General features: G+C 73.7%; 29 protein-coding genes. 14 read left to right on the forward strand and 15 right to left on the reverse strand.

Annotated features, from left to right (window positions below; genetic code table 11):
- Positions 1–74 precede the first annotated feature (74 nt).
- Positions 75–476, forward strand: a complete 402-nt coding sequence (locus BLQ67_RS06740; protein ID WP_092503605.1) for an NUDIX hydrolase — start codon at positions 75–77, stop codon at positions 474–476.
- Between the two features lie 8 nt (positions 477–484).
- Here BLQ67_RS06740 and BLQ67_RS06745 read toward each other — a convergent pair whose 3' ends face one another.
- Positions 485–1,621, reverse strand: coding sequence for an FAD-dependent monooxygenase (locus BLQ67_RS06745; protein WP_092503607.1), 1,137 nt, complete (start codon positions 1,619–1,621; stop codon positions 485–487).
- 102 nt (positions 1,622–1,723) lie between these two features.
- Here BLQ67_RS06745 and BLQ67_RS06750 point away from each other — a divergent pair, with 102 nt between their 5' ends.
- On the forward strand, positions 1,724–2,125 hold the full coding sequence (locus BLQ67_RS06750) for a PPOX class F420-dependent oxidoreductase (protein WP_092503609.1): 402 nt from the start codon (positions 1,724–1,726) through the stop codon (positions 2,123–2,125).
- A gap of 4 nt (positions 2,126–2,129) precedes the next feature.
- Here BLQ67_RS06750 and BLQ67_RS06755 read toward each other — a convergent pair whose 3' ends face one another.
- The 4 genes from BLQ67_RS06755 to BLQ67_RS06770 all read right to left on the reverse strand — a co-directional run bounded on the left by BLQ67_RS06755 (position 2,130) and on the right by BLQ67_RS06770 (position 5,435).
- Positions 2,130–2,576: a protein-tyrosine phosphatase family protein gene (locus tag BLQ67_RS06755; protein WP_092503611.1), complete on the reverse strand. Its 447-nt coding sequence runs from the start codon at positions 2,574–2,576 to the stop codon at positions 2,130–2,132.
- Between the two features lie 200 nt (positions 2,577–2,776).
- Positions 2,777–3,295: an AAA family ATPase gene (locus tag BLQ67_RS16330; protein WP_157674703.1), complete on the reverse strand. Its 519-nt coding sequence runs from the start codon at positions 3,293–3,295 to the stop codon at positions 2,777–2,779.
- Complete coding sequence (locus BLQ67_RS16695; RefSeq protein WP_197674638.1) at positions 3,295–3,951, reverse strand: nucleoside triphosphate pyrophosphohydrolase family protein; 657 nt, start codon at positions 3,949–3,951, stop codon at positions 3,295–3,297. The genes BLQ67_RS16330 and BLQ67_RS16695 overlap by 1 nt, the downstream gene beginning before the upstream one ends.
- 185 nt (positions 3,952–4,136) lie before the next feature.
- A complete protein-coding gene (locus BLQ67_RS06770; RefSeq protein ID WP_092503615.1) occupies positions 4,137–5,435 on the reverse strand; it encodes a saccharopine dehydrogenase family protein in 1,299 nt (432 codons plus the stop codon).
- A 201-nt stretch (positions 5,436–5,636) separates the two neighbouring features.
- Here BLQ67_RS06770 and BLQ67_RS06775 point away from each other — a divergent pair, with 201 nt between their 5' ends.
- The 3 genes from BLQ67_RS06775 (at position 5,637) to BLQ67_RS16840 (ending at position 9,329) form a co-directional block, all read left to right on the forward strand.
- The gene (locus tag BLQ67_RS06775) at positions 5,637–6,134 is read left to right on the forward strand and encodes a beta-class carbonic anhydrase (RefSeq protein WP_231945190.1); all 498 of its coding nucleotides are present in this window, start codon (positions 5,637–5,639) and stop codon (positions 6,132–6,134) included.
- Positions 6,131–7,327 carry a MalY/PatB family protein gene (locus tag BLQ67_RS06780; RefSeq protein WP_092503617.1) on the forward strand — a complete coding sequence of 399 codons (1,197 nt, stop codon included), beginning with the start codon at positions 6,131–6,133 and terminating at the stop codon, positions 7,325–7,327. The genes BLQ67_RS06775 and BLQ67_RS06780 overlap by 4 nt, the downstream gene beginning before the upstream one ends.
- A gap of 85 nt (positions 7,328–7,412) precedes the next feature.
- On the forward strand, positions 7,413–9,329 hold the full coding sequence (locus BLQ67_RS16840; protein ID WP_231945191.1) for an AAA family ATPase: 1,917 nt from the start codon (positions 7,413–7,415) through the stop codon (positions 9,327–9,329).
- A gap of 27 nt (positions 9,330–9,356) precedes the next feature.
- On the opposite strand, the gene BLQ67_RS06790 is transcribed toward BLQ67_RS16840, so the two are convergent.
- Together BLQ67_RS06790 and BLQ67_RS06795 are read right to left on the reverse strand one after the other, a co-directional pair.
- Positions 9,357–10,049, reverse strand: coding sequence for a MerR family transcriptional regulator (locus BLQ67_RS06790; RefSeq protein ID WP_092503619.1), 693 nt, complete (start codon positions 10,047–10,049; stop codon positions 9,357–9,359).
- Positions 10,050–10,126: 77 nt separating this feature from the next.
- Positions 10,127–11,092: a nucleoside hydrolase gene (locus BLQ67_RS06795; protein WP_092503621.1), complete on the reverse strand. Its 966-nt coding sequence runs from the start codon at positions 11,090–11,092 to the stop codon at positions 10,127–10,129.
- A 71-nt stretch (positions 11,093–11,163) separates the two neighbouring features.
- On the opposite strand from BLQ67_RS06795, the gene BLQ67_RS06800 reads away from it, so the two are divergent.
- The gene (locus BLQ67_RS06800) at positions 11,164–11,520 is read left to right on the forward strand and encodes a VOC family protein (protein WP_092503623.1); all 357 of its coding nucleotides are present in this window, start codon (positions 11,164–11,166) and stop codon (positions 11,518–11,520) included.
- Between the two features lie 14 nt (positions 11,521–11,534).
- Here the strand turns inward: BLQ67_RS06800 and BLQ67_RS06805 are convergent, their stop codons facing one another.
- The 5 genes from BLQ67_RS06805 to BLQ67_RS16945 form a co-directional block, all read right to left on the reverse strand.
- Positions 11,535–11,912: a VOC family protein gene (locus BLQ67_RS06805; protein ID WP_092503625.1), complete on the reverse strand. Its 378-nt coding sequence runs from the start codon at positions 11,910–11,912 to the stop codon at positions 11,535–11,537.
- Positions 11,913–11,988: 76 nt separating this feature from the next.
- Positions 11,989–12,936 carry a CPBP family glutamic-type intramembrane protease gene (locus tag BLQ67_RS06810; RefSeq protein ID WP_231945192.1) on the reverse strand — a complete coding sequence of 316 codons (948 nt, stop codon included), beginning with the start codon at positions 12,934–12,936 and terminating at the stop codon, positions 11,989–11,991.
- A gap of 304 nt (positions 12,937–13,240) precedes the next feature.
- On the reverse strand, positions 13,241–13,912 hold the full coding sequence (locus BLQ67_RS06815; protein WP_092503627.1) for an NAD(P)-dependent oxidoreductase: 672 nt from the start codon (positions 13,910–13,912) through the stop codon (positions 13,241–13,243).
- Entirely contained in the window at positions 13,909–14,913 is a 1,005-nt protein-coding gene (gene fgd, locus BLQ67_RS06820; RefSeq protein ID WP_092503629.1) for a glucose-6-phosphate dehydrogenase (coenzyme-F420), read from the reverse strand. The genes BLQ67_RS06815 and fgd overlap by 4 nt, the downstream gene beginning before the upstream one ends.
- A 238-nt stretch (positions 14,914–15,151) precedes the next feature.
- Entirely contained in the window at positions 15,152–15,799 is a 648-nt protein-coding gene (locus BLQ67_RS16945; RefSeq protein ID WP_269457106.1) for a MarR family winged helix-turn-helix transcriptional regulator, read from the reverse strand.
- 153 nt (positions 15,800–15,952) lie between these two features.
- On the opposite strand from BLQ67_RS16945, the gene BLQ67_RS16700 reads away from it, so the two are divergent.
- Positions 15,953–16,573 carry a hypothetical protein gene (locus BLQ67_RS16700; RefSeq protein WP_092503630.1) on the forward strand — a complete coding sequence of 207 codons (621 nt, stop codon included), beginning with the start codon at positions 15,953–15,955 and terminating at the stop codon, positions 16,571–16,573.
- 227 nt (positions 16,574–16,800) lie between these two features.
- Positions 16,801–17,310, forward strand: coding sequence for a 2'-5' RNA ligase family protein (locus BLQ67_RS06835; protein WP_231945193.1), 510 nt, complete (start codon positions 16,801–16,803; stop codon positions 17,308–17,310).
- A 169-nt stretch (positions 17,311–17,479) separates the two neighbouring features.
- Here the strand turns inward: BLQ67_RS06835 and dcd are convergent, their stop codons facing one another.
- On the reverse strand, positions 17,480–18,076 hold the full coding sequence (gene dcd, locus BLQ67_RS06840) for a dCTP deaminase (protein WP_092503632.1): 597 nt from the start codon (positions 18,074–18,076) through the stop codon (positions 17,480–17,482).
- A gap of 270 nt (positions 18,077–18,346) precedes the next feature.
- Here dcd and BLQ67_RS06845 point away from each other — a divergent pair, with 270 nt between their 5' ends.
- Positions 18,347–18,709 carry a hypothetical protein gene (locus BLQ67_RS06845; protein WP_157674704.1) on the forward strand — a complete coding sequence of 121 codons (363 nt, stop codon included), beginning with the start codon at positions 18,347–18,349 and terminating at the stop codon, positions 18,707–18,709.
- Between the two features lie 136 nt (positions 18,710–18,845).
- On the opposite strand, the gene BLQ67_RS06850 is transcribed toward BLQ67_RS06845, so the two are convergent.
- Positions 18,846–19,691: a DUF1206 domain-containing protein gene (locus tag BLQ67_RS06850; protein WP_172802263.1), complete on the reverse strand. Its 846-nt coding sequence runs from the start codon at positions 19,689–19,691 to the stop codon at positions 18,846–18,848.
- 177 nt (positions 19,692–19,868) lie between these two features.
- Here BLQ67_RS06850 and BLQ67_RS06855 point away from each other — a divergent pair, with 177 nt between their 5' ends.
- Positions 19,869–20,546: a hypothetical protein gene (locus BLQ67_RS06855; protein ID WP_092503637.1), complete on the forward strand. Its 678-nt coding sequence runs from the start codon at positions 19,869–19,871 to the stop codon at positions 20,544–20,546.
- 143 nt (positions 20,547–20,689) lie between these two features.
- On the opposite strand, the gene BLQ67_RS06860 is transcribed toward BLQ67_RS06855, so the two are convergent.
- Positions 20,690–21,238, reverse strand: a complete 549-nt coding sequence (locus BLQ67_RS06860) for a type 1 glutamine amidotransferase domain-containing protein (RefSeq protein ID WP_092503639.1) — start codon at positions 21,236–21,238, stop codon at positions 20,690–20,692.
- Positions 21,239–21,459: 221 nt separating this feature from the next.
- On the opposite strand from BLQ67_RS06860, the gene BLQ67_RS06865 reads away from it, so the two are divergent.
- The 4 genes from BLQ67_RS06865 (at position 21,460) to paaZ (ending at position 26,583) form a co-directional block, all read left to right on the forward strand.
- Entirely contained in the window at positions 21,460–22,644 is a 1,185-nt protein-coding gene (locus tag BLQ67_RS06865) for a thiolase family protein (protein WP_092503641.1), read from the forward strand.
- A gap of 178 nt (positions 22,645–22,822) precedes the next feature.
- Complete coding sequence (locus tag BLQ67_RS06870; protein ID WP_092503643.1) at positions 22,823–23,557, forward strand: enoyl-CoA hydratase/isomerase family protein; 735 nt, start codon at positions 22,823–22,825, stop codon at positions 23,555–23,557.
- The gene (locus tag BLQ67_RS06875) at positions 23,554–24,459 is read left to right on the forward strand and encodes a 3-hydroxyacyl-CoA dehydrogenase family protein (RefSeq protein WP_092503645.1); all 906 of its coding nucleotides are present in this window, start codon (positions 23,554–23,556) and stop codon (positions 24,457–24,459) included. Before BLQ67_RS06870 ends, BLQ67_RS06875 begins: the two co-directional genes overlap by 4 nt.
- 42 nt (positions 24,460–24,501) lie before the next feature.
- Positions 24,502–26,583: a phenylacetic acid degradation bifunctional protein PaaZ gene (gene paaZ / locus BLQ67_RS06880; RefSeq protein ID WP_092503647.1), complete on the forward strand. Its 2,082-nt coding sequence runs from the start codon at positions 24,502–24,504 to the stop codon at positions 26,581–26,583.
- The last annotated feature ends 45 nt before the right edge of the window (positions 26,584–26,628 follow it).

Here is a 26,628-nt window from a genome sequence, read left to right on the forward strand (position 1 = left end):
CTGGTACCCCTGATCGCCTGCGAAACGCGAACCGGGTGGGCCGGGCCAGGCGGGTCGATGGCTAGCCTCGACGCGTGGGCATCATCACGGTCTCGGCGGTGTGCTTCGCGCGCGACGGGCGCATCCTCACCGTGCGCAAGCGCGGCACGTCGATGTTCATGCTGCCCGGCGGCAAGCCCGAGGCGGGCGAGTCCGCTGCGGAGTGCGCGGCGCGCGAGGTGCACGAGGAGCTCGGCGTCGTCGTGGCACCAGACGCGCTGCGGCTCGTGGGCGTCTTCGACGCCGTCGCCGCCAACGAGGCCGGCTTCACGGTGCGCGCGACGGTCTTCGCGCACGATGGCGACATCGACCCCGTCGTGCAGGCCGAGCTCGAGGATGCGCGCTGGATCGACCCCGCCGTGGGCATCGACGACCCGCAGGAGGCGCCGCTCAACCGCGTGCACGTCTTCCCGCTGCTGGTGGCCGCGCGCGGGTAGTGCATCGGTCAGCGCCTCGGCGGGCTCCAGCGCAGCATCCAGTCGGCCGCGATCTCGGCGAGCAGCGTCGGCGCGAGGTGGATGACGCCGTTGCGGGCGGCGGCGAGCACGGGGTTCCGCACCTCCATGCCCGAGCGGTAGAGCCGGTGCGACAGCTGCTGCAGCCGCTGCGTGCGCGGACGTCGCAGTCGGTCGTAGGCGCCGAGCAGGTCGTCGACGTCGTCGCGTGCGGCGAGCACGCCGAGGGTCGCGGCGTCCTCGAGCGCCGACGCGGCGCCCTGCCCCATGGTGGGCAGCATCGCGTGAGCGGCGTCGCCGAGCAGGGCGACGCCGGGCGCGACGAACGTGCGCAGCCCCGTCGGCAGGTACCGCATGTCGTGCCGCAGCACCGGCGTCTCGGGCTCGGCGGCCACGTGCGCGCGCACGAGCTCCTCGAAGCCGCGCACCGCATCCGTCGCGGCAGCGTGCTCGTCGCGCGCCGTGCGGCCCATGCGGGCGCGGGCGGCGACGTACCAGTACACGCGGTCGCCGTCGATGGGCACGAGGCCGACCTCCGAGCCGGCGCCGAACCACTGCAGGAAGCCGGCGGGCGAGTCGGGGCGGCGGGCGACGACGCCCCGCCAGCACGTCGAGCCGGAGTAGTCGACCGGCAGATCCGTGCGGATCGCGGCGCGCACGAGCGAGTCGATGCCGTCGGCGCCCACGACGAGGTCGGCGACGCGCTCGCGCTGCTCGCCGCCCTCGACGGTCGTGACGCGGGCGCGGGACCCGGGATGCACGCGCACGACGTGCGCGCCCGTGACGATCTCCGCATCCCTCGCGGCGTCGGCGAGGATGCGGTGCAACGTGGTGCGATGGATGCCGTGCACCGCGCTCGACGCGAACTCCGCCGGCCCCTGCAGGCGCGTGCCCTGCGCCGTGCGCGTGCCCTGCGGCAGCGCGGCGACGGCGACGGCGCGCACGGCGTCGCCGAGATCGAGGGCGTCGAGCGCCACGAGCCCGTTGGCGCTCAGGCCGATGCCGGCGCCGACCTCGCGCAGCGCCGCATCCTCCTCGAGCACCGTGACGCGCCAACCCGCATCCACGAGCCCCTTCGCGGCGGCGAGCCCGCCGATGCCTGCACCGACGACGATGGCCTCACGCATGGTGTCGAGGCTAGCCGCGCCGCCGATGCGGCGACAGTGGATGCGGCTGCGCCGTCAGCGGATCGTCGCGCACGGGCGACGCGCGGGTGCGACGATCGACGCATGCGCATCGCCGACGCCACCTACGTGCTGCTCACCTCGTTCAAGCGCGACGGCGACGGCGTGGGCACGCCCGTGTGGATCGCGCCGCTCGGCGACGGCACCGCGGGCTTCACGACGCCGTCGAACGCGTGGAAGGCGAAGCGCATCCGCCGCACGCCGCGCGTGCTCGTGCAGGAGAGCGACGTGCGCGGCACGCCGACGCCGGGCTCCGAGCCCGTGGAGCTGCACGCGACCGTGCACGCGGACGCGCCGACGGTCGCGCGCGTGCGGGCTGCGGTGCGGGCGAAGTACGGGTTCCAGTACCGCCTCATCTCGGGCGTCGAGCGCGTCGTGGGATTCGTGCGGCGCCGCTCGGTGGAGCGCGTGGTGATCGTGCTCGCGGAGCCGGGCGCCGAGTCCTAGCCGCTCAGTCCGGCAGCGCGACCGTCTCGGCGAAGCGCCGCTGCTGCGGCGTCTCGACCGCGCGCGGGTCGTGGTGCTCGCGCACCCAGGCGACGGCGTCGGTGGCGGGCACGCCGCTCATGCGGGCGAGGATCGCGAGCGCCGTGCCCGTGCGGCCGATGCCGCCCGCGCACGCGACCTCGACGCGTTGCTCCGCCGCGGCGGCGTGGATGTGGGCGAGGGTCGCGACGGCTGCGGCCGCGTCGCGCGGCAGGCGGAAGTCGGGCCAGGCGATCCACACGCTCGGCCACGGGACCTCGGGCGCTCGGCCGAGCAGGTAGGCGCCGAGGTCGGGCTCGTCGCCTGGCGCGACGGCGCCGCGGCGCACCCCGCGACCTCGCACCCGGCGCCCGTCGGGCAGCGTCACGACGCCGAGCGCATCCGCATCCCACACCCGGCGCTCGCTCGTCATGCCGTCATCCTGCGGCTCACCGACGTCGATTGGCCACCTTCTGCGATGCGGCGGCGTCGATTGGCGCCAATGTGCGCCAATCAGTGGGTCGCGATCGCCATTCGTGGCCAATCGAACGCAGAAGGTGGCCAATCGACCTGACGGACGCGTCCTCGCGGTGACCGCGGCGACCGCGGCGACCGGACCCCGGCCCCAGCCCCTCAGCGCAGCAGCGCCCGCACCGCCCGCGCGACGTCGGCGGCGTCGACGGGCTCGAGCGACGGCACCTCGAGCAGGTCGCCGATGCCGAGCGGGCCGGCGTCGTCGACGAGCGAGTCCCACTCGCGCGCGAACCGCTCGCGCGTGCGCAGCCGGTCGCGGCTCGAGAGCGCCCTCGCCTGCGCCACGGCGGGGTCGACGTCGCACCACACCTCGACGACGTGCGGCGAGCCCGCGCGCCGCAGCCCCTCCTGCACGAAGCCGAGGTCGCGCGAGCGGATCCACAGCGAGTCGACGATCGGCGGCTCGTCGCTGCGACCCGCGAGCGCCCACACGACGTCCATCGCGAGCGCGCCGTAGATCGCGCCCGGCAGGCCCATGTGCGGCGTCGAGCCGACGATGCCCGCCTTCACGAGGCTCTTCGACAGCAGCGGCACGTCGAGCTCGGCCGCGAGCGCCCGCGCCAGCGTCGACTTGCCCGAGCCGGGCAGTCCGTTCACGAGCACGACGCTCGAAGCCATCAGGCGGATTCCTCTCGTCGGTCGTCGTCGCCTGCTGCGGGGTGCGCGGATGCGCCGGCCCCCTCGTCGAGCCACGTCGCCGACGCCGGGCTCGGGGCGAACGGGTCGACGTCGTCGGGCGCGTCGCCGGCGGGCGCGACGTCGGACGCCTCGACCTCGACCACGGCGTCCTCGCCGCTCGGTGGCTCGGCAGGCGGCTCGTCGGCGACGACGACCGCGTCGACGATCGTCGCCTCGCCACTCGCAGGCGTCGCGATCGGGGCAGCCTCGGCGCCCGCATCCTCGCCGCGCAGCGCGCGCCCCTCGAGCGCGCGCTCGTCGGCGTCGAGCGTGTCGTCGCGCTGGTTCGTGCGGCGATCCCACACGAGCCACTTCGCATCCATCGCGCGCTCGACGTCGACGCCGGTGACCTGCGCGAACGCGAGCAGCATGCCGATGGAGTCGGCGAGCTCGAGCGCGAACCGCTCGTCGATCTCGGCGGGGGTCAGGCCCTTGTCGCGCTGGCGGCCGGTCTTCGCGAGCCACGCCTGCGCGAGCTCGCCGACCTCCTCCTGCACCTTGAGCATGAGCCAGTCGCCGTCGCGCTCGAACCCGTAGATCTCCGCGTACCGGGCGCTGATGGCGTCGATGCGCCGTGCCAGCTCTGCGAGCTCCATCGCTCCATCATGGGGCGTCGATCCTCATGACGCGCGGGGAGGAGGGGTCACTGTCGTACGCCGCGCCCGGCGGCGCGCGCGACAGTGGTCACTCGATGCCGCTTCGCGCGGCGTGTCGCGGCAGGAGGTGACCAGTCATCGCACGGAGATGACCACTCCCCGGCAGGAAGTGACCACTCCCGATCTCAGGAGGCGGATGCGGGCGCGGTCGGCAGCGGCTGCTCGCGCATGCCCCACGCCTGGCCGTAGCCGCCGTCGGCCTCGGGCGCCGCCATGAGGTCGAGGAACGCCTTCGCGTCGAACGCCTCGGGGCCGAGCACGCCTGCACCCGACCAGACGCCCGTCGCGAGCAGCTCGAGCGCGATGACGGGGTTGAGGGCCGTCTGCCACACGACGCACTGCGAGTCGTACTCGGCCATCGTCCACGCGTTGTCGGACACGTGATAGAGGTACGTCGACCGCGGCTGCCCATCCGTGCCGGTGCCCGTGACCCACACGCCAGCGCACGTCTTGCCCTCCATGCGCGGCCCGATCGTGGCGGGGTCGGGCAGCGCGGCGGCGACGACGTCGCGCGGCGACACCTCCACCGGTCCGCCCTTCGAGCGCACCCGGATGGGCTCGTTCGAGTCGAGGCCGAGCAGGCCCAGGGTGCGCAGCACGCCGATGAACTCCGAGCCGAGGCCGTACTTGAACGTGACGCGCTTCGCGTCGAGCCAGCGCGGCATGAGCAGCACCTCCTCGTGCTCGACGTTGACGCACTCGACGGGGCCGATGCCCTCGGGGAAGTCGAACACCTCGGGCTCCGAGAACGGCGGCGTCGTGAACCAGCCGCGCCCCTGCTCCCACACGACGGGCGGGTTGAGGCACTCCTCGATCGTCGTCCAGATCGAGAACGACGGCGCGAAGATCTCGGTGCCGTCGTCGTCGCGCACGACGAGGTTGGCGCCGTCGCGCGTGCCGAGCTCGTCGATCGACGAGAAGAGGTGGTCGGATGCGTAGCGCGCGAACACGTCGGAGAGGCCGGGCTCGACGCCCATGCCCACGAGCGCGAGCCGGCCGGCGGCCTCCCACTCCCCCGCCTTCGCGAACTGGCGGTCGCCGAGCATGACGCCGACCTCCTCGTACGGCCGCTCGGGGTGGCGCGCCGAGAGGCTCATGGCCATGTCGAGGTAGTCGCAGCCGGCCTCGAAGGCACCGGCGAAGATCGCGTCGACGAATCCGGGCTCGACGGCGTTCATGACGTGCGTCGCGGCGTGCTCGCGCGCGAGCGCGGCGACGTTCGCGGGGTCGGAGGCGTCGACGCGGGCGACCGTGAAGCGACCGGCGACCTCGGCGCCGTGGCGCTCGGCGATCGCGGCGACGACGGCCTCTGCGCGCTCGATCGCGTAGTCGGCGACGACGATCGCGTCGTAGAACGAGCGCCGGGCGGCGATGCGGGCGAAGGCGGCGCCGACGCCGCCGGCGCCGATGAGCAGGATGCGCATGGTCTCTCCTCGTTCCTGGGCGAATCGGCCCCGTGCGCCCAGCATCCCCCGAGCGAGGGCTCGGCGCCAGCAGCCGGGGCACGACCCGGCGCCGAATGTGCGCGTCAGCGAGCCCTCGCGGCGCTGAGCGCCACGTGACCCCATCCAGGCGCACATCCCGCCGGCGATGCGACGGCATCTCGCGGGGCGTAGCGTGGAGACGTGGATCAGCACTTCGACGACCTGCTCGCCGCCAACCGCACCTACGCCGAGACCTTCGACCTGCAGGGATTCGACGGCATCGCCAAGTCGGGCGTCATGCTCGTGACCTGCATGGACTCGCGCATCGAGCCGCTCGGCATGCTGGGCCTGCAGCCGGGCGACGCGAAGATCCTGCGCAACCCGGGCGGCCGCGTCGACGACCGCGCGCTCGTGGCGCTCGTGCTCGGCAACAACCTGCTGAACGTCGACCGCATCCTCATCGTCGAGCACACGCGCTGCGCCGTCGCGTCGAACGACGAGGAGACGATCCTCACCCGCATCGGCGAGTCCGCGGGCCAGGATGCGCACTGGCTGCCGGTCGACCCGATCGCCGACCAGCGCCGCGCGCTCGCGGAGGACGTGCACAAGGTCACGTCGCACCCGCTCATCGCCGACTCCGTGCACGTGGGCGGCTTCCTCTACGACGTCGACTCGGGCCTGCTCGAGCGCGTCGCGTGACCAGCCCCGCCACGCACCCGAACCCGCTCGAGCAGGTGCCGCTCGAGCGGCTGCGCGAGCGCACGAGCATCAAGTGGCGCCACTTCGGCCCCGAGGTGCTGCCGATGTGGGTCGCCGAGATGGACGTCGTGCCCGCCGACGCGATCCAGGATGCGATCGCGAGGGCGATGCGCGACGGCGACACGGGCTACGCCCGCGGCGTCGACTACGCGGAGGCGCACGCGCGCTTCAGCGCCGACCGCTGGGGCTTCGCGCCCGACCCCGCGGCGTCGGTGACGGTCGCCGACGTCATGACGGGCATCTTCGAGCTCATCCGCATGCTCACGGACCTCGGCGACGAGGTGGTCGTGACGAGCCCCGTGTACCCGCCGTTCCACGGCTACACGATGCATGCCGGCCGCGTGGTGCGCGAGGCGCCGCTGACGGCCGCCGGGCGCCTCGACGTCGACGCGATCGACGCGGCGCTCGCCGCCGCGACGGCGGGCGGTCGCCGCTCGGTGCTGCTGCTCGCGAGCCCCCACAACCCCACCGGCACGGTGCACACGCGCGCCGAGCTCGAGGCCGTCGCGGCGATCGCGGCCCGGCACGGCGCATCCGTCGTCGTCGACGAGATCCACGCGCCGCTCGCGCTGCCCGGCGCCGTCTTCACGCCGTACCTCTCGGTCGACCCTCGGGGGTTCGTCGTGACGTCGGCGTCGAAGGCGTGGAACCTCGCCGGCATCCGCTCTGCCACGATCCTCGCGGGCACGGATGCCGCGGCGACGCTGCGCGCGTTCCCCGAGGTCGTGACGCACGGCCCGAACCACCTCGCCGTCATCGCCCACACCGCCGCGTACGACCACGGCCGCGACTGGCTCGACGCCGTCGTCGTGGGCATCGCGGCCAACCACGCCCTCCTCCGCGAGCTGCTCGCCGGCTCGGGCGTCGAGCACCGCATCCCCGAGGCGACGTACCTCGCGTGGCTCGACCTGTCGGCGACCGCGATCGCGGATCCGGATGCGCGCGCCGCCGGCGGCGACGTGACCGCGACGAGCGCGCCGAGCATCGCGCTGCAGCGCGCCGGCCTCGGCGTCAACGCGGGCGAGCCCTTCGGCGCGGGCGGTGCGAACCACGTACGCGTGAACGTCGGCACGTCGCAGGCGGTGCTGCGCGAGGGCGTCGCGAGGCTGCGCTCCGCGGTCGGCCCAGCATGACCCGCTGCTCCCCACGCGCACCCAGGATGCGCGACCGCGATGCGAGTAGCCTCGTCCGCGGAATGTCCGAAGTCTGGAGGGTTCCGTGAGCGAGCCGATCGTGCCGCAGACGCGCATCCGCGCCGAGATCCGCCCCGACGGGTCCGGCGTGCTCGACGTCAACGGCACGCACCGCCACATCGAGCCCGGACCCTTCCCGCAGACGCGCACGGCGATCGTGTCGCACGCCGCCGAGTTCGCCGCAGCGCTGCGCCGCCCCATCGGCGTGACGATCGCGGGCGCCGACGGCCACTGGGACATCGTCGTGCACCCCGACGGCTCCGTCACCGACGTGCGCCAGCTCGAGGCGCCCGCGCCCGAGGTCATCCCGTCGACGCCGCCGCTCGCCGGACCGCCGGCGCCGCAGCAGCCCGCTGCTCCCGCCGCGCCCGCTCCTGCGCCCGCGCCGGTCATCGCATCCGCACCCGCGGCGCCCTCCGCGCCCGCACCGGTCGTCGCGTCGGCGCCCGCCGCATCCGACGCGCCCGCCTTCGGCCAGACCGGCACCGTGCCGCCGCTCGAAGATGCGACGCTCGCGTCGCGCGACGAGCTGCCCGAGGTCGAGCCGGTCGCCTCCGCGCCCGTGGCGTCGGCACCCGTGGCATCCGCTCCCGCGCCCACCGCCCACGGGGCGCAGGAGCTGCCCGCGACCCACGAGACCCCCGCGCCCGCACCGGCCGCGCCGTCGCCGGCGCTGCCGTCGTTCGAGCCGCCCGCGATCGACGACACCGTCGCCGCGCAGCCCGCACCGGCGCCCACGGGCCACCCCATCCAGTCGGTGCCCGGCTACGACCCGCTGCTCGACGAGACCGTCACGCGGCCGCCGACCGCGCACCCCATCGCCTCCGTGCCCACGACGCCCGGCACCGCGCCCGCACCGCTCGGGTACCAGCCCGGCCAGCTCGCGGCCGCGCCGCAGCAGGCGCCCGGCTTCCCGCCCGCATCCGCGCAGGCGCCGATGCAGCAGATGCCCATGCAGCAGATGCCGCAGGCGCCCGCGCAGCCCGGCTACGCGCCCGGCGAGCTCTCGGGCCCCATGACGGCCGACGGCCGCCACTCCTTCCTCGAGGCCGCGCAGCGCGCGCACCCGGCGCAGCAGGGCCTGCGCGGCGCCATGACCCGCATGGGCCTCAAGATGGCGCCGAGCCAGGAGGAGCTGTCGGAGCGCGCCGACGAGCGCGCCGTGAGCCAGCACTGGTCGGGCCCCCGCACGATCGCGGTCGTGAACGGCAAGGGCGGCGCGGGCAAGACGCCCACGACCGTGCTGCTGTCGGCGATCTTCGCCCAGCTCGGCGGCGGCGGCGTGCTCGCGTGGGACAACAACCAGACCCGCGGCACCCTCGGCTGGCGCACCGAGCGCGGCCCGCACGAGGCGACGCTGCTCGAGCTGCTGCCGCAGGCCGACCGCCTGCTCTCGTCGGGCGCGCAGGCCGGCGATCTCGCCGCGTTCGTGCACCACCAGTCGCAGGACAAGTACGACGTGCTGCGCTCGAAGCCCATGCGCCTCGCGCACGAGAACCGCATCGAGCCCGGCGACGTCGACGCCATCCACGCCGTCGCCTCGCGCTACTACCGCCTCATCGTCATCGACTCGGGCAACGACGAGTCCGACCCCATGTGGCTGCGGATGATCGACCACGCCGACCAGATCGTGGTCGCCACCACGACGAGGGCCGACCACGCCGAGGCCGGCGCCCTGCTGCTCGAGGCGCTCGCGCAGCGCGACGAGCGCTCGGCGATCCTCGCGAAGCGCTCGGTCGTCGTCGTGAGCCAGGCCGACCCGAAGGCGTCGCGGCAGGACGTCGACGGCGTGATCGGCGGCTACGGCCCGCTGTCGCGCGAGGTCGTGCGCATCCCCTTCGACCAGGCGATCGTCGACGGCCACCTGCGTCTCTCGTCGCTGCGCCCCGAGACGCGTCGCGCGTGGCTCGGAGCCGCCGCGGCGGTCGCGCGCGGGCTCTGACGCGACGCCCGCGAGCCGCGGGGATCGTCAGGCGTCAGCCGCGGGTCGCGACGCGCGGTCGTGCGCGCTGCCGCGGGAGGTGCCGCCGCGCGGCGAGCGCACCTCGGCGGGCATCATCGAGCTCGCCACGTGCTCCTGCGCGATGCGCCGCATCCCGAGCAGCATCGCGTCGCCCAGCACCGTGCCGATGACGACGGTCTCGGCGATGCGCGAGCGTGCGGCGGCGGCGCGGCCGACGGCGGCGAGGTCCTGCCGCGCGATGAGCTCGATGGGCGTCGCGTAGACCGCGAGCATCTCCTCGATGTCCTCGCGGCCCACGCTGATCGCGGTGTCGACGACGGAGGCGCATTGCAGCACGCCGGGGTTGTCCTCGCCGACGTCCCAACCCTCGCGCTCGATCGCCGCGCGCACGAGCGCGATCGCCTCGTCGGACGGACGCTGCTCGACGCGCGAGACGGCTCGGTGCGCGTCGCGCACGACGATGTCGACCGGCAGGCTGTCGTCGTCGATCGCGTCGAGCAGCTCGCCGACCGCGGCGAGCGACAGCCGACCGCCCTCGACGAGCGCGCGGATCAGGCGCAGCCTCGCGACATGCGTCTCGTCGTAGGTCGTGCTGTTGACGGATTCGCGCACGCCGGGGTGGAGCAGCCCCTCGCGCACGTAGAACTTCACGAGCGCGACGCTGACTCCTGCGGCGGCACTGACCTCTCGCACGTGCATCGCGGCACCTCCCCCAACTGACAGCAAGCCGGCGGTGCTTGGTCGGGTGGCCTCTCCTCGTCCGCGGCGGGTGCAGCCTACTCCCAGGTGGGTGTGATTGTCGAAGGATTCTCGACAATGTCGAGCATTGCTCGCTCGAACCCGTCCCCCACTTCGAGCACGACACGGTGTCGCGCATCCGCCTCGTCCTGCCACGCGCCGTCGACCATCTCGAGCACGGCGCGGGTGCGCCCGCGCTCGGGGCCGTCGGAGCAGTCGACCGTCACGGTCGCGAGCGGCGATCGCGTCGTCTGCACGAGTCCCGTCGCGATGCCGAGGGCGACGGCGTCGTGGTTCACGGCGGCGCGCTGCCCGAGGATCGGCTCGTAGAAGTCCATGTAGGCGTCGAGCATCGCCGCGAGGCGCTGGCCGAGCGCGTCGCCGCCCGCGAGCCGCTGCCGCATCTCGTCGGTGATGATCGAGTCCATCGTCACGTCGAGCCCCACGAGCGTGACCTCCCACGGTGCGGCGAAGACCTTCGCGGCCGCCTCGGGGTCGTGGTGGATGTTCGCCTCGGCGAACTCCGACACGTTGCCGCGGCGCAGCACCGCCCCGCCCATGATCGTGACCTGCCGGATGCGCTCGGGCAGCGTCGGGTCGGCGTCGAGCGCGTGCGCGAGGTTCGTGAGCGGGCCGACGGCGACGAGCTCGAGGTCCGCGACGGCGTGGCTCGCGGCGACGATCGTCTCGACCGCCGTGCGCTCGGAGAGGGTCGGCGCGAACGCGAGGTCGGCGTGGCCGCCCTGCCCGTCGGCGCCGTGCACCTGCGGCGAGTACCAGGCGTCGCGGCCGTCGTACGGGCCGGCGGCGCCGACCGCGACGGGCACGTCGTCGCGGCCCGCGAGCGCGAGCACCTCGCTCGTGTTGCGTGCACCCTGGGCGACGTCGACGTTGCCCCACACGACGGTGCAGGCGACGAGGTCGATCGAGGAGGAGCGAGCCGCGGTGGCGATGGCGAGGGCGTCGTCGATGCCCGTGCCGACGTCGAGGATGATGCTGGTCACGCTGCGAGCCTAGGTCGGCCGCCGTGTCGGTGGCGGCACGCAGGATGGGGCGACGACCTCGAGGAGGAGCCATGTCCGAGCCCACCGGCCCCCAGCACCACGCCATCGACTACGTCGAGCTCTCGGCACCCGACCTGCCCGCCGCGCGCGCGTTCTACGAGCAGGCGTTCGACTGGACGTTCACGGAGTACGGCCCCGAGTACCTGGGCATCCAAGGCGTCGGCCGCGAGCAGGGCGGCATCGCGATCGGCGACGCGCCGCCCCTCGTGCAGCTGTACTCCGACGACCTCGACGCCACGCTCGCGGCCGTGCGCGCCGCGGGCGGCACGATCACGGTCGAGCCGTTCGACTTCCCCGGTGGGCGCCGCTTCGCGTTCGCCGACCCTGCAGGCAACCAGCTGGGCGTCTGGACGGCCGCTCCGGAGTGACGCGTCCGGTGGCTCTACCCGTCGTTCGCGCGGCACAGGCAGAACGGATGCCCCGCCGGGTCGAGGAAGACGCGGAAGCCGCCGTCGGTCGACGGCTGGTGCTCGTGCAGCGTCGCGCCGAGCGCCAGCACCTGCGGCTCGGCCGCGGGGATGTCGTCGACCCACACGTCGAGGTGCATCTGCTGCGGATGCTCCTGCCCCGGCCACTCGGGGGCGCGGTAGCCGTCGGCGCGCTGGAAGCACAGCGGCGGCCATCCCTCGCCGTACGCCTCGGCCCACGACCCGTCGTCGTCGGCGGTGTGCTGCCAGTCGAGCATCGCGGCGTAGAACGTCGCGAGCGCGGCCGGATCGGGACAGTCGAGGACGATGCTGGGCTTGCGTGCGATGGCCATGCCGCGACGGTAGCCCCGGCCTGCGACATGCACGAGGGGCTTGCCGGGTGCGCGGGCCGGCGCCCGCATCCGTCCGTCAGCCGAGCAGCGGCGCCGCGAGCGGGAAGAGCCAGATGAGGTCGGGGTTGCGGCCGACGACGATGGCGAGGAACACGACGACGTCGAACAGCAGGTGCACCGTGACGACGTAGAGCAGGTTGCGCTTCGACAGGTTGAAGATGAGGCCCTGGATGAGCGCGAACGGGATCGTGAGCAGCGGACCCCACGACTGGTAGCCGAGCTCCCACAGGAACGACACGAAGATCGTCGCCTGCAGCACGTTCGCCACCCACAGCGGGAAGTGGCGCAGCAGCAGCGTGAAGACGATGCAGATGAAGAAGAGCTCGTCCCACAACCCCACGGCGTTGACGCCGACGAAGAAGCGGGCGACCTCGCCGCCGTCGGCGAGCTCGGGCCAGTTGAGGTAGACGCCCGAGCCGAGGAAGTAGGCGGGGAGGATGAGGTAGGCGGCGACGATCACGACGGCGACGTACGTCCACTGCGCGCGCGTCCAGCGGCCGCCGCGCCACGGGAACGCGATGCTGCGCTCCTTGTAGATCAGGCGCGTGATGACGACCGGGATCACGATGGCGAGGCCGAGGATGACCGTGAAGCGCGCGACGCCCGCCCACGACACGTCGGCCTTCAGCTCGACGAGGCTGATGACGGTGAGGCTCGCGGCGATGGCGGCGAGGTCGGCGCCGAGGCGCCGTGACAGGCCAGCGCGGTCGGTGAGGATGCCACCGGCGACGCCCGCGAGCAGGATGACGTAGCCGGGGATCGACTCGAGGAACCCGAACAGCACGACCGCCGACAGCGACACGAGCGCCGCGGGCACGATCGCGAGCGGATGCGTCGCGGCGGGGTCGGGGTGGGCTGACGCGCCGGACTCGGCCGGCGTCTCGGCGGCGCTCGCGCTGGTGGCTGCGGACGCGCCGGCGTCGGCTTCCGAGGGCTGCGGCTCCGTGGCCTCCGACGCGGTCACGCCTCCACCCTACGAGGCGCGCCTGTCGGCACGCCGGGCGCGCCCCGCCGAATCCGCGGGATCCCCACCAGCTGGTCGAGGAGCGCGCGAGCCCGCAGGGCGAGCACGCGTCACGAGACCCGCCGACCCTGCAGATCCGGCGCGTCCCGAAGACCGCTCCTCGAGGTGCGAACGAAGTGAGCCTCGAAAGGTGCCCTGCGGCGACGCCGGGGCACCTTTCGAGGCTCGCCCAGGGGCTCGCACCTCAAGGAGCGGTCATTGCGACGCGGACATCCCGCCGCGGCGCGATGGCGGTCAGCGCGCCTCAGCCCCTCGCGACCAGCGCGTCCAACGCCTCGCCGATCGGCGTCGCGCCCGTGTTCACCTCGACGATCGCCTTCGTCAGCGCAGGGCGCTCGAGCACCGCAGCCACGAGCGCGGCCACGTCGGCGCGCGAGATCGTGCCGGACTCGACCGACGCATCCAGCTGCCGCACCTCGACCGCACCGGTCGGCTCGTCGAGCGTGAGCCCGCTCGGGCGCAGGATGACCCAGTCGAGCGCCGACGCGGCGAGCGCGGCGTCGGCATCGGACTTCGCGTCGGCGTACGCGCGGAACGACGAGTCGGCGGGCACGCCATGGTCGGGTCCGGCGCCGAAGTACGACACCATCACGTACCGCGTCGCGCCCGCGGCCTGCGCGGCATGCATCGAGCGCACGGCGGCGTCGCGGTCGACCGCGGTCGTGCGCGCGGCGTCGCCGCCGCCTGCACCGGCCGACCAGACGACCGCATCCGAGCCCTGCAGCAGCTGCGTGAGGGCGGCGGCGTCCATCGACTCGACGTCGGCGACGACGGGCGTCGCACCCGCGGCGACGACGTCGGCCTCGTGGTCGGGGTTGCGGATGATCGAGCGCACCTCGTGGCCGGCCTGCGCGAGCAGGGGCGCCGCGAGCAGCGCGACCTTGCCGTGGCCTCCGATGATCGTGATCTGCATCATGCTCCCTTCTCGAGCAGCGGCAGCACGTCCTCGGCGAACTGGTCGAGGAAGCGCTGCTGGTCGTGGCCCGGCCCGTGGAAGACCAGGTGGGTGAAGCCGAGGTCGACGTAGTGCTGGATGGCGGCGGCCGTCTCCTCGGGGTCCGACGAGACGATCCAGCGCTTCGCGACCTGCTCGATCGGCAGCTCGTCGGCGAGGCGCTGCATCTCGGTGGGCGAGTGCACCGACTGCTTCTGCTCGGGCGTCAGCGACAGCGCCGCCCAGAAGCGCGTGTTCTCGAGCGCGCGCTCGGGGTCGCGGTCGTACGACACCTTGATCTCGATCATGCGGTCGACGTCCGCATCCGTGCGGCCGCCCTTCGCGATCCCCTCCTCGAGGTTGGGGATGATCGTCTCCTGGTAGTAGGCGTCGCCCTTGCCGGAGGTGCAGATGTGACCGTCGCCGACCCGGCCGGCGTAGCGCGTCGTGGCGGGGCCGCCGCCGGCGACGTAGATCGGGATGCGCTCGTGCGGCTTGTCGTAGATGGTCGCGCCGTCGGTGGAGTAGTGCTCGCCCTCGAAGGTGACGAGATCCTCCTTCCACAGCTGGCGGATGAGGCGCACGGCCTCGCGCAGGCGCGCGAAGCGCTCGGGGCCGTCGGGGAACTCGACGCCGATCGCGTGCTCGTTGAGCGCCTCGCCCGTGCCGACGCCGAGGATGAAGCGGCCAGGATGCACCTGGCCGAGCGTGCCGAACGCCTGCGCGATGACCGCCGGGTGGTAGCGCAGCGTGGGGGTGAGCACGCTCGTGCCGAGCACGATGCTGCTCGTGCGCTCGGCGGCCATGCCGAGCCACGTGAGCGCGTTGGGCGCGTGACCGCCCTCGTGCCGCCAGGGCTGCAGGTGGTCGGAGATGAAGGCCGAGTCGAACCCGACGCGCTCGGCCTCGACCACGAGGTCGAGGAGCTCGGCGGGCGTGAACTGCTCGGCGCTGGCCTTGTATCCGTAGCGCATGCTCCCCATGCTGCACCCTCTCCGTCGTCGTCGTGCGGGTCGGCGTCGTGCCTGTCGCGCGGTGCGCGCGCGTGCTATCGCCGCCCTCCCCAGGTGCAACGGGTCGGGCGGGTGGGCATTCCGCGGGCCCCGCGCCTCACGTCGATTGGCCACTTCTTGCGGTGACTGGTCGCAGTTGCACCACACTGGTCGCAGCTTCGGTGCAATGGCGACCAGTCGAGCGGAAGCTGCGACCAGTCAGCGGGGCTCAGGCGCGGGGCCAGGCGGCGACGACGCGGGCGAGGAGGGCCGCGAGCTGCTGACGCTCGGACGGCTCGAGGGCAGCGAGCGCCTCCGCGACCGGTGCCGCGCGGCGCTCGCGGTGCTCGTCGGCGTGACCGCGGCCCTTGGCCGTCACGACGATGCGCGTGCGCCGCGCATCCGACGGGTCGGGCTCGCGCCGCACGAGCCCCTCGTGCTGCAGCATCTGCACGACGCGGGATGCGCGCGGCTGGTCGATGCCGATCGCGGCGCCGAGGTCGGTGATCGACATGGGCTCGTCGGATGCGGCGAGCACGGCGAGGGCACGGTGCACGGCCATCATGCGTCCGCGTCCTCCGGGGCCTCGGCCGTGCGGACCGTGGCCGCGATGCGCGTCGTCGCCGTTCGAGTCCGCGTCGTGCGGCCACCCGCCACGGTCTCCGCGGCCGAAGGGCGGCGGGCCGCCGAACGGGCCGGGGCCACCGAACGGAGCGCCGGCCTCCGCATCTCCCGGCCCACGGCCACGACCCCGCATCCACGGGCCGCCCGGGCCGGGCACGCCTCGCCCGCGGCGCAGGATCGCGAGGGCGTCGAGCGCATCGGCGACGGCTGCGACGGATTCGTCGGATGCGGGGTCTTGACGTGGCGGGCGCATGCATGTCATCCTACATATGCATGCACTTCGACATGCACTTGCGATGCGACAGGAACGGTCGCCGCATCCGCCCCTCGACTCCATCGAGCCGCGGACGCCCGACCCGACGCCACCCAGGCGCCCGGCATCGCCGAAGATCCTGAAGGAGCCATCTTGAGCACCCACGACATCCAGAACGAGTCCACGCCCGAGCCGCGCGACGAGCGCCGCTGCGAGCACCCCCACGCCGGCCACCCGCACGGCGAGCACCCGCACCGCGGCCACGGCCGCACGGGCTTCGGCCCCGGCCACCGCGGCTTCGGCCCGGAGGCAGCGGGCGACGAGCGCGACGAGCGCGACGAGCGCACGCCGCTCGACGACCGCCGTCCCTTCGGCCGCGGCATGCACCCCGGCCGTGCGTTCGGCCGCCCCATCGGTCACGGCGGCCGCGGCTTCGGCCCTCGTCCGTTCGGCCCGGGCTTCGGCCCGCGCCCCTTCGGCCCCGGCTTCGGCCCCGGCCGTCCTGCCGACGGCGAGCGGATGCGCGACGAGCGCGCCGACCACCGCGGCGCCCGCGGCCGGCAGCGCCGGCTCGACCGCCGCATCCTGCGCACCGCGCGCATCGTGGCGTTCGCCGAGCACCGCTCGGGCCGCGAGGCCGTCGAGCGCACGATGGCGGCGAGCGTGAGCCACGCCGACCACGAGGCGACGATGCGCACCCTGCGCACCATCGCTCGCGCCGTGCGCGCCGAGCACCTGCCCGAGCGCGGCCACGGCCGACGCCACCAGGGCTGACCCATCCAGCACGACGGGCCGCACCGCGAGGTGCGGCCCGTCGTCGTGCCCGGCGGAATGTGCGCGAATCCGAGGCCATGTGGCGCTGAGCGCCGCAAGAGCCTGGATTCGCGCACATCTCGCCGCGCACCCGTCGGTCACGCGAGGAGATGTGCACCTGAGCGACACGGCAGGCCCGCATGCGCGGATGGTCGCCCGCTCACGTGCACATCTCCCATATTGGAGCCATGGAGCCAGCGCCCATCACCAGCATCGAGCTGCTGCTCGACGCCGACGCCGAGGCCGCCGTGCGCGCCGAATGGGATGCGCTCGCCGCGGCCGGGCTGTCGAGCATGGCGCCGCACACGTCGCCGTCGAACCGTCCGCACGTCACGCTGCTCGCGCGGCGCGGGGGCGTGCCGCATCCGCTCGCCCTACCCGACGATGCGCTGCCGGTGCCGCTCGTGCTGGGCGCGCCGCTGCTGTTCGGCGACGGCGACCGGCGCGTGCTCGTGCGCTCGGTGGTGCCGTCAGCGGCGCTGCTCGCGCTGCAGGCCGCGGTGCGGGATGCGGCGGGCGCCGGCGACGACGTCGACCACATGGCGCCCGGCACGTGGACGCCGCACGTCACGCTCGCGCGACGCCTGCGCCTCGCGGACCTCGAGCGTGCGCTGCCGCTCGTCGGCGGCGAGCTCGCATGCGAGGGCGTCGCCCTGCGTCGATGGGACGCGGGCACGCGCACGGTGACGGCGCTCTGACGCGTCGGCGCTGGGCCATCGCGTCGTCGATTGGCGCACATTGGCGCCAATCGAGCGGGTTCCGACGCAGAACGTGACCACTCGATCGCAGAAGGTGGCCAATCACCGCACGAAGTCGCCAATCAGCGCAGGAATCGGCCGATCGACGATCGGCAGCCCCGCCCGCGCGTCAGTCCTCCAGCGGCGCCGGGGGGACGGGCGTGAGGTGGAACGACGCGAACGAGCGGCTCGCCGTCGGGCCGCGCTGACCCTGGTAGCGGTTCTTGTTGTCGCCAGTGCCGTAGGGGTGCTCCGACGGGCTCGTCAGCTGGAAGTAGCAGATCTGCCCGATCTTCATGCCGGGCCACAGCTTCACGGGCAGCGTCGACACGTTCGCGAGCTCGAGCGTCACGTGACCCGAGAATCCGGGGTCGATGAAGCCGGCGGTCGAGTGCGTCAGCAGACCGAGGCGGCCGAGCGACGACTTGCCCTCGAGTCGGGCGGCGACGTCGGCGGGCAGCGAGACGCGCTCGAACGTCGCGCCGAGCACGAACTCGCCGGGGTGCAGGATGAACGCCTCGCCGTCGGGGGTGTCGACGAGTCGCGTGAGCTCGGGCTGGTCGATCGACGGATCGATGAACGGGTACCGGTGGTTGTCGAACAGCCGGAACTGCCGGTCGAGCCGCACGTCGACGCTCGACGGCTGCACCATCGACGGGTCGAACGGGTCGAGGCCCAGCTCGCCGGAGTCCAGACGGGCACGGATGTCGCGGTCGCTGAGCAGCACGGGTCGAGCCTATGCCGTGCCGCGCCCCACATCCGAAGGGGTGACTGGTCGCTCGTGGTGGGGAATGGTCGCTCGTTGCACCCACGAGTGACGACTCGATCCCCACCAGTGACCAGTCGACACCACGAGTGACCAGTCAGCACCACCAGTGACCAGTCAGCACCACCAGTGACCAGTCAGCACCACCAGTGACCAGTCAGCACCACGAGCGACCGGTCGCGGGATTGACGCCCGAGCGCCGAGCGCGGATCGTGGATGCAGGAGGTCGCCATGCCCGCATCCGTGCCCGGCAGTCCCGCGCCGAGGAGCCCGGGGCTCGCGCTGCTCGTCGAGCAGGTCGCCCGCGTCGTCGCCCGCGCCCGCGCGCAGCAGGGCGATGCTGCGGTGCACGACCGCATCGACTCAGCGATCACGCCCGAGGATGCCGCGACCGCTGCCCGCGTGCTGCGCACGCTCGGCCGCGAGCTCGGCGAGACGCCGCTCGACCTCGGCGCGCTCGACGCTCGCCTGCGGTCGATCGCGCGCGACGCGAGCGGCGACGCACCAGCCACGCCCGACGCGGAGCAGCCGAAGGCGCCGCGTCCCGTGCCGCCGACGGGTCTGCGGTCCGCGATGCGCGGTCGTCGCAACTGACGACTCGGCGGCGCCGAGCGCGCCCGGCACCCCGCCCCGAGCGGGCTGACGCACCGCGATGCGCACGCAGCGCCGCCTCGGGTGCGCATCGCGCTCGAGCGCCCGCTCCGTACGCATCCGCGCGGGCGGACGCGCCTCAGCGCTTCGACGCCCAGACGCCGCGCGCGATCGAGAAGACGCCGTACGCGCCGATCCCGAGCCCGACGACGAGCAGCAGCACGACGCCGAACGGCAGCTGCTGCAGCGACTTCAGCGCATCGTCGAGCCCGCCGGCCTGCGACGGGTCGTGCGCGATCGCGGCGGCGACGAACAGCACCCCGACGACGGCGATCGCGACGCCCTTCGCGACGTAGCCGACGACGCCGAGCGCCATGGCAGCCCGCCGTGCCGACGCCGGCGGCGAAATGTGCTTCTCGAACGAGCGACGCACGCCCATCACGACGAACGCGATGCCGATCGCGAGGATCCCGACGCCCACGATGCCGACGAGCACCTGGCCGAGCGGCTGCGCCATGAGCTGGCCCGTGGCCGACTGCGCCTGCTGGTCGCCGTCGCTGCCGCCACCGAGCGCCGTGCGGATGCCCGTGACCGCGACGGCGCCGTAGGCGATCGCCTTCCCGATGCCCTTCGCGAGCGCCTTCGCCCCGTCGCTCGCGCGCTGCGCGATGCCCTCGAGCACGGCGAAGGCCGCGAGGGCGAGCATCGCGATCGCCACGGCCCACAGGGCGCCGACGCCCGCGGGCGTCGACGCGAGCGCCTGCATCGCGCCACCCTGGTCGGCCGAGCCGCCACCGGCGCCGACGGCGACCGCCACCACGATGCCGGCGAGGGCGAGGTGCACGATGCCGTTCGCGACATGCCCGACGCGGGCGGCGACGCGCATCCCCCGGCTGCGCTCGAGGCGGGATGCGTGCCGCTCGGCATCGTCGGCGGCACCCTTCGCAGCATCGGAGGCGCGGCGCACGTCATGTCGATCGACCATGTGCTCGACGCTAGCCACGCTGCGGCGGATGCGGCGAGGGGTGGCGCCGCCGAGCGCACCCGCGTAGCGCATCCGCGCCGACGGATCCTCACAGCATGTCCAGGCAAGGGCCAGCCGGCGTCCAGCGGCCCCTTCCTACGGTGGAGGCAGTCCCACTGCTCGAAGAGAGGCACCTCCATGCCCGCGCGCCGCGCCCCACTGCTCGCCACCATCGTCGCCGCCGCTGCCCTCGGCCTCACCGCCTGCATCCCGACGCCGCCCGCGGTGCCCACGGAGACGCCCGAGACGACGGCACCTGAGACCAGCTCGGCCCCCGCCGAGAGCGAGGAGGCGGAGGAGGAGCAGCCCGCATCGGCGCCCGGCGAGGCCGCCGCCCCCGGCTCGGAGTTCGCCTTCGGCGAGTACGCGACCGTCGAGCTCATCAACCTCGACGACCAGGCGCAGCTCGTCGAGATCACCGTGACGGGCGTGCGCACCGGCTCGGTCGCCGACTTCGAGGCCGCGGGCCTCGACCAGGAGTTCCTCGACCAGCTCGAGGGCTACACGCCGCTGTACGTCGACGTCGAGATGCGCCAGGTCGCCCCGATGACGGCCGCGCTCGAGTACGACTCGATCTACATCGACTTCGGCGGCCTCGACCAGGCCGACCGCGCGCTGCAGGACATCTCGATCTTCGGCTCGTTCGAGCCGTGCGACACCGCGTCGATCGACCCCGAGTTCGACTCGGGCACGCCGCACACGACGTGCTTCATCGTCGCGACGGCCGGCGGCGACGAGCTCGCGGGCATCAGCTACGGCCCGTACGACACGGTCTACGACGACTACGACGGCGAGCCGCTCGTCTGGCGTCCGTAGTCGCAGGCAGCACGAAGGGGTCGCCCGCGAGGGCGGCCCCTTCGTCGTGTCCGGCTGGCCCCGGAACACGTGCGGCGAGCCGGATGCCCCCATGCATCCGATCCGCCGCGCTCATCCGGCGCGAACGGCGTCGCGCCGGTGGCTCAGCGCGTCTGGCCCGTGTGCTGGCCCTCCGAGATCTCCTCGATCGTCTTGGCGTTGAACGCGGGCAGGTCGTCGGGCGTGCGGCTCGAGGTGAGCCCCTGGTCGACGACGACCTCCTCGTCGACCCACTCGGCGCCGGCGTTGATCAGGTCGGTGCGCAGGCTCGGGAAGCTCGTCATGCGGCGACCGCGCACGGCGTCGGCCTCGGTGAGGATCCACGCGCCGTGGCAGATGACCGAGACGGGCTTGTGCTGGTCGAAGAACGCGCCGGCGAAGGCGACGGATGCGGCGTCGAGCCGCAGGTGGTCGGCGTTGCCGGTGCCGCCGGGCAGCACGAGCGCGTCGAAGTCGGATGCGTCGGCAGCGGATGCGGCGAGGTCGACGGCCTGCACGTGGCCGTTCTTGCCCTCGACCGAGCCCTCCTTCGGGCTCACGAGCGTCGCCGTCGCGCCCTCGCCGGTCACGGCATCCCAGGGGCTCGTGAGCTCCGAGTCCTCGAAGCCGTCGGTGAGCAGGAATGCGACCTTCTTGCCGTCGAGCTGGGCCATGCTGTGCCTCCAGATGGTTCGGTGATGTGCGGTACGTCCACGCTAGGAACGCGGGCAGGTGGTTCGCGCGGCCTTGACAGCGTTCGCTCTCGGCGAGGAGGCCGGGCCGTCGCGCGCGGTCGCGGCTGGCACGGCGACGACCGCGTGCGCTAGCATTCCTGAACGAACGGTCAGGAATTCGCGAGCCCGCGCATCCGGCCCCGATTCGTCGAGGAGGACGGATGCCCGAGGCGTACCTCGTGGGTGGCGTGCGCACGCCGGTCGGCCGCTACGGCGGCGCCCTCGCATCCGTGCGGCCCGACGACCTCGCGGCGCTCGTCGTGGGCGAGGCCGTACGCCGCGCCGGCATCGACGGGGCGGCGGTCGACGAGGTCATCCTCGGCGCCGCGAACCAGGCCGGCGAGGACAACCGCAATGTCGCGCGCATGGCCGTGCTGCTCGCGGGGCTGCCCGACGACGTGCCCGGCATCACCGTGAACCGGCTCTGCGCCTCCGGCATGTCGGCCATCCAGCTCGCGTCGCAGGCGATCCGCGCCGGCGACGCCGACCTCGTCGTCGCCGGCGGCGTCGAGTCGATGACGCGCGCACCGTGGGTGCAGGCGAAGCCCGAGCGCGCCTGGGCCAAGCCCGGCGACGCGTTCGACACGTCGATCGGCTGGCGCTTCACGAACCCGCGGCTCGCGGCCCGCGACAAGGCCGTGTTCACGATGCCCGAGACGGCCGAGGAGGTCGCGCGCGTCGACGGCATCAGCCGTGCGGATGCGGATGCGTTCGCCGTGCGCTCGCACGAGCGCGCCATCGCCGCGATCGACGCCGGGCGGTTCGCCGACGAGATCGTGGCGGTGCCGACGAAGGCGGGCGAGGTGTCGGTCGACGAGGGTCCGCGTCGCGACACGTCGCTCGAGACGCTCGCGGGGCTGCGGCCCGTCGTCGCGGGCGGCTCGGTCGTGACGGCCGGCAACGCGTCGTCGCTCAACGACGGCGCCTCGGCGATCGTGGTCGCGAGCGCCGCCGCCGTCGAGCGGTACGGCCTCACGCCGCGCGCCCGCATCGTCTCCGCCGTGAGCGCCGCGCTCGAGCCCGAGGTCATGGGCCTCGGCCCCGTGCCGGCCACGAGGAAGGCGCTCGAGCGCGCCGGGCTGACGATCGGCGACATCGGTGCCGTCGAGCTCAACGAGGCGTTCGCGGCGCAGGGCCTCGCGTGCGTGCGCCGCCTCGGCCTCGACGAGGCGATCGTGAACGCCGACGGCGGCGCGATCGCGCTGGGGCATCCGCTCGGCTCGTCGGGCTGCCGCATCGTCGTGACGCTGTTGGGCCGCATGGAGCGCGAGGGCGTCGACCGCGGCCTCGCCACGATGTGCGTCGGCGTGGGCCAGGGCACCGCGATGATCCTGGAGCGGGTGTGATGCCTTCCCACGCGCTGATCGCACAGGACCGCCCCTTGAGGTGCGAGCCGCTAGGCGAGCCTCGAAAGGGGCATCGCGATCGGGTCGCGAGCATGCGCCTCTCTGAGAACCCTTCGAGGCTCACTTCGTTCGCACCTCAGGGAGCGAAACGGGACGACCACCTAGCAAGGGACCTCGCATGACCGGCGCCCTGCGCGTCGAGCGCCACGACGCCTACGTGCTCGCGACGCTCGACCGGCCCGAGCGGCGCAACGCCATCGACCAGGCGACGATCGACGACCTGCACGCGCTGTGCGCCGACCTCGAGGCGAACCCTGCGACGCTCATCCTCACGGGCGCCGGCGGCGTCTTCGCGGGCGGCGCCGACATCGCGCAGCTGCGCGAGCGCCGCGCCGCCGACGCGCTGCGCGGCATCAACGCCACGGCGTTCGCGCGCGTGCACGCGCTGCCGATGCCGGTCATCGCCGCGCTCGAGGGCTTCGCGCTCGGCGGCGGCGCCGAGCTGGCCTTCGCCGCCGACATCCGCTTCGCCTCGCCCACGCTGCGCCTCGGCAACCCCGAGCCGGGCCTCGGCATCCTCGCCGCGGCGGGCGCGACGTGGCGCCTGCCCGAGATCGCGGGCCACGGCGTCGCGGCCGACCTCCTGCTCACGGCGCGCATCGTGGACGCCGACGAGGCGCTGCGGCTCGGCATCGTGTCGCGCGTCGTCGACGACCCGCTCGCCGAGGCCATCGCGGCCGCCGAGCAGATCGCGAGTCTCGACGCCGACGCCATCCAGGCGACGAAGCGCGCCCTCGCGGCGCCGCGCGCCGAGCATCCGCGCGTCGACTGCGAGGAGCAGGCGATCCTCTTCGAGAGCCCCGAGAAGGAGCGACGGATGACCGAGTTCCTCGAGCGCAAGGCGAAGCGATGAGCGTCGGTGGTGCACCTTTCGAGGCTCGCTCCGCTCGCACCTCAAGGAGCGGGCTCGGCGGCGTCCCGGCACGCGTCGGCGTGCTCGGCGGCGGCCGCATGGGCGCGGGCATCGCGCACGCGTTCGTGCTGGCCGGCGCGCAGGTGACGGTCGTCGAGCGTGATGCGGATGCGGCTGCCGGCGCTCGCGAGCGCGTGGAGCAGGCGATCGACGGCTCGCTCGCGCGCGGCCTCGACGCCGACCGCGCCGCGCTCGTCGCCGCGCTCACCACCGCGACCGACGCATCCGCGTTCGCCGGCTGCGGCCTCGTGATCGAGGCCGTGCCCGAGGATCCCGCGCTCAAGGCCGACGCGCTCGCTCGCGCCGAGGCCGCCATCGACGACGACGCCGTGCTCGCCACGAACACGTCGTCGATCGGCATCGCCTCCCTCGCGCAGCCCCTCGCGCGCCCGCACCGATTCATCGGCCTCCACTTCTTCAACCCCGTGCCGGCGTCGAGGCTCGTCGAGGTCGTCGTCGGCGACGCGACCGACGCCGACGTCGTCGAGAGCGCGCAGGGCTGGGTCGAGGCGCTCGGCAAGGCCGCCGTCACGGTGCGCGACTCCCCCGGATTCGCCTCCAGCCGCCTCGGCGTGATGCTGGGCCTCGAGGCCATCCGCATGCTCGAGGAGGGCGTCGCGTCGGCCGCCGACATCGACGCCGCCATGGAGCTCGGCTACCGCCATCCCATGGGTCCGCTGAAGACGACCGACGTCGTGGGCCTCGACGTGCGTCTCGGCATCGCCGAGCAGCTCGAGGCCGAGCTCGGCCCGCGCTTCGCGCCGCCCGCGCTGCTGCGGCAGATGGTCGCCGACGGGCGCCTGGGCCGCAAGAGCGGCAGCGGCTTCTACGACTACGACTGACGGCCCCGACGGCCGAACGAACGAACCACCGGAAGGACGACGATGACCAAGGTGCTCCCGAGCTACATGCAGGACGCGTGGTGGACCCCCGCCGACGTGAGCGACGCGACGGTCGTGCGCGACGCCTCCACCGGCGAGGTCGTTCGCCACGTCTCGAGCGCCGGCATCGACCTCGCGGGCGCGCTCGAGCACGCCCGCACCGTCGGCCAGGCGAGCCTCGCGCCGCTCACCTTCCACCAGCGCGCGATCCTGTTGAAGCAGATGGCGCTCGCGCTCACGGAGCGCAAGGACGAGCTCTACGCCCTGTCGGCGCGCACGGGTGCGACGAAGGCCGACACGTGGGTCGACGTCGACGGCGGCATCGGCGTGCTCTTCACGTACTCGTCGAAGGGGCGGCGCGAGATGCCGCAGTCGACCGTCTACCTCGACGGGCCGGTCGAGCCGCTGTCGAAGGACGGCTCGTTCCTCGGCCGCCACATCGCCACGACGCTGCCGGGTGTCGCGGTGCAGGTCAACGCGTTCAACTTCCCCGTCTGGGGCTCGCTCGAGAAGCTCGCGCCCGCCTTCCTCGCCGGCATGCCCACGGTCATCAAGCCGGCGACGCCCACGGGCTACGTCGCCGAGCACATGGTGCGCATCCTCGTCGAGTCGGGGCTCCTGCCCGCGGGCTCGGTGCAGCTCGTGTCGGGCTCGGCGCGCGACCTCATGGACCACCTGCGCCTCGGCGACCTCGTGGGCTTCACGGGCTCCGCATCGACGGCCGAGCGCCTGCGCAGCCACGCCACAGTGCAGACCGGCGGCGTGCGCTTCACGAGCGAGACCGACTCGATCAACGCCTCCGTGCTGGGGCCGGATGCGACGCCCGAGACGCCCGAGTTCGCCGCGTACGTGCGCGGCCTCGTCGCAGAGATGACGACGAAGGCGGGCCAGAAGTGCACCGCCATCCGTCGCGCGATCGTGCCGACGGAGCAGGTGGATGCGGTCGTCGCCGCCGTGCGCGAGCGCATCGCCGACAAGGTGGTCGTGGGCGACCCGCGCGCCGAGGGCGTGACGATGGGAGCGCTCGCGTCGACCGAGCAGCGCGACGAGGTGCTGCGGCAGGTCGCGCGGCTCGTCGAGGCCGGCGGCGAGCTCGTGCTCGGGTCGACCGACGCCCCCGAGGTGCGCCTCGCCGACGGCTCGACCGGCCAGGCGCCCGACGGCGCCTTCGCCTCCCCGATGCTGCTGCGCTTCGCCGACGCGGATGCGGCCGCGCTGCACGAGGTCGAGGCGTTCGGCCCCGTCTCGTCGATCGTCGGCTACGCCGACGCCGACGACGCCGCTCGCCTCGTCGCCCGCGGCGGCGGCTCGCTCGTGACGAGCGTCGCGAGCCACGACCCCGCGTTCGTCTCCACGCTCACGCGCCGCATCGCATCCTCGAACGGTCGCGTGCTGCTGCTCGACCGCGACGACGCCCGCGCCTCGACCGGCCACGGCTCGCCGCTGCCGATGCTGCTGCACGGCGGCCCCGGCCGCGCAGGCGGCGGCGAGGAGCTCGGCGGCATCCGCGCCGTGCTGCACCACATGCAGCGCACCGCCATCCAGGGCTCCCCCGCCATGCTCACGGCGCTCACGGGCGTGTGGCACGCGGGTGCGCCGGCGACGACGGGCGGCACGCATCCGTTCCGCAAGTCGCTCGCCGAGCTGCGCATCGGCGACCAGGTGTCGTCACCGTCGCGCGAGGTGACGCTCGATGACATCGAGACGTTCGCGCACTTCACGGGCGACACGTTCTACGCGCACATGGACGAGGACGCCGCCGAGGCGAACCCGTTCTTCCCCGGCCGCGTCGCCCACGGCTATCTGCTCGTGTCGTTCGCCGCCGGCCTCTTCGTCGAGCCGGCGCCAGGCCCCGTGCTCGCGAACACGGGCCTCGAGCACCTGCGCTTCATGACGCCCGTCTCGCCCGGCGACTCCATCCGCGTCGAGCTGACGGCGAAGCAGATCACGCCGCGCGAGACCGACGAGTACGGCGAGGTGCGCTGGGATGCGCGCCTGCTGAACCAGCACGACGAGGTCGTGGCGCAGTACGACGTGCTGACGTACGTGCAGAAGGAGCAGGACTCGGAGGTCGTCGCGGCCTAGCGCCCGACACGACGACGGGGCCGATGCGCGCGCATCGGTCCCGTC

It is taken from the genome of Agrococcus jejuensis (assembly GCF_900099705.1).
GTDB lineage: Bacteria > Actinomycetota > Actinomycetes > Actinomycetales > Microbacteriaceae > Agrococcus > Agrococcus jejuensis.

Excerpts from the sequence above, each read along its gene's own strand:
- BLQ67_RS06745 (WP_092503607.1), bottom strand. The coding sequence starts at position 1,621 with ATGCGTGAGGCCATCGTCGTCGGTGCAGGCATCGGCGGGCTCGCCGCC.
- BLQ67_RS06750 (WP_092503609.1), top strand. The coding sequence starts at position 1,724 with ATGCGCATCGCCGACGCCACCTACGTGCTGCTCACCTCGTTCAAGCGC.
- BLQ67_RS06755 (WP_092503611.1), bottom strand. The coding sequence starts at position 2,576 with ATGACGAGCGAGCGCCGGGTGTGGGATGCGGATGCGCTCGGCGTCGTG.
- BLQ67_RS16330 (WP_157674703.1), bottom strand. The coding sequence starts at position 3,295 with ATGGCTTCGAGCGTCGTGCTCGTGAACGGACTGCCCGGCTCGGGCAAG.
- BLQ67_RS16695 (WP_197674638.1), bottom strand. The coding sequence starts at position 3,951 with ATGGAGCTCGCAGAGCTGGCACGGCGCATCGACGCCATCAGCGCCCGG.
- BLQ67_RS06770 (WP_092503615.1), bottom strand. The coding sequence starts at position 5,435 with ATGCGCATCCTGCTCATCGGCGCCGGCGGCGTCGGCGCCGCCTTCGCC.
- BLQ67_RS06790 (WP_092503619.1), bottom strand. The coding sequence starts at position 10,049 with ATGCACGTGCGAGAGGTCAGTGCCGCCGCAGGAGTCAGCGTCGCGCTC.
- BLQ67_RS06800 (WP_092503623.1), top strand. The coding sequence starts at position 11,164 with ATGTCCGAGCCCACCGGCCCCCAGCACCACGCCATCGACTACGTCGAG.
- BLQ67_RS06805 (WP_092503625.1), bottom strand. The coding sequence starts at position 11,912 with ATGGCCATCGCACGCAAGCCCAGCATCGTCCTCGACTGTCCCGATCCG.
- BLQ67_RS06815 (WP_092503627.1), bottom strand. The coding sequence starts at position 13,912 with ATGATGCAGATCACGATCATCGGAGGCCACGGCAAGGTCGCGCTGCTC.
- fgd (WP_092503629.1), bottom strand. The coding sequence starts at position 14,913 with ATGGGGAGCATGCGCTACGGATACAAGGCCAGCGCCGAGCAGTTCACG.
- BLQ67_RS16945 (WP_269457106.1), bottom strand. The coding sequence starts at position 15,799 with ATGCGCCCGCCACGTCAAGACCCCGCATCCGACGAATCCGTCGCAGCC.
- BLQ67_RS06835 (WP_231945193.1), top strand. The coding sequence starts at position 16,801 with ATGGAGCCAGCGCCCATCACCAGCATCGAGCTGCTGCTCGACGCCGAC.
- BLQ67_RS06845 (WP_157674704.1), top strand. The coding sequence starts at position 18,347 with ATGCCCGCATCCGTGCCCGGCAGTCCCGCGCCGAGGAGCCCGGGGCTC.
- BLQ67_RS06850 (WP_172802263.1), bottom strand. The coding sequence starts at position 19,691 with ATGGTCGATCGACATGACGTGCGCCGCGCCTCCGATGCTGCGAAGGGT.
- BLQ67_RS06855 (WP_092503637.1), top strand. The coding sequence starts at position 19,869 with ATGCCCGCGCGCCGCGCCCCACTGCTCGCCACCATCGTCGCCGCCGCT.
- BLQ67_RS06860 (WP_092503639.1), bottom strand. The coding sequence starts at position 21,238 with ATGGCCCAGCTCGACGGCAAGAAGGTCGCATTCCTGCTCACCGACGGC.
- BLQ67_RS06865 (WP_092503641.1), top strand. The coding sequence starts at position 21,460 with ATGCCCGAGGCGTACCTCGTGGGTGGCGTGCGCACGCCGGTCGGCCGC.
- BLQ67_RS06870 (WP_092503643.1), top strand. The coding sequence starts at position 22,823 with ATGACCGGCGCCCTGCGCGTCGAGCGCCACGACGCCTACGTGCTCGCG.
- BLQ67_RS06875 (WP_092503645.1), top strand. The coding sequence starts at position 23,554 with ATGAGCGTCGGTGGTGCACCTTTCGAGGCTCGCTCCGCTCGCACCTCA.
- paaZ (WP_092503647.1), top strand. The coding sequence starts at position 24,502 with ATGACCAAGGTGCTCCCGAGCTACATGCAGGACGCGTGGTGGACCCCC.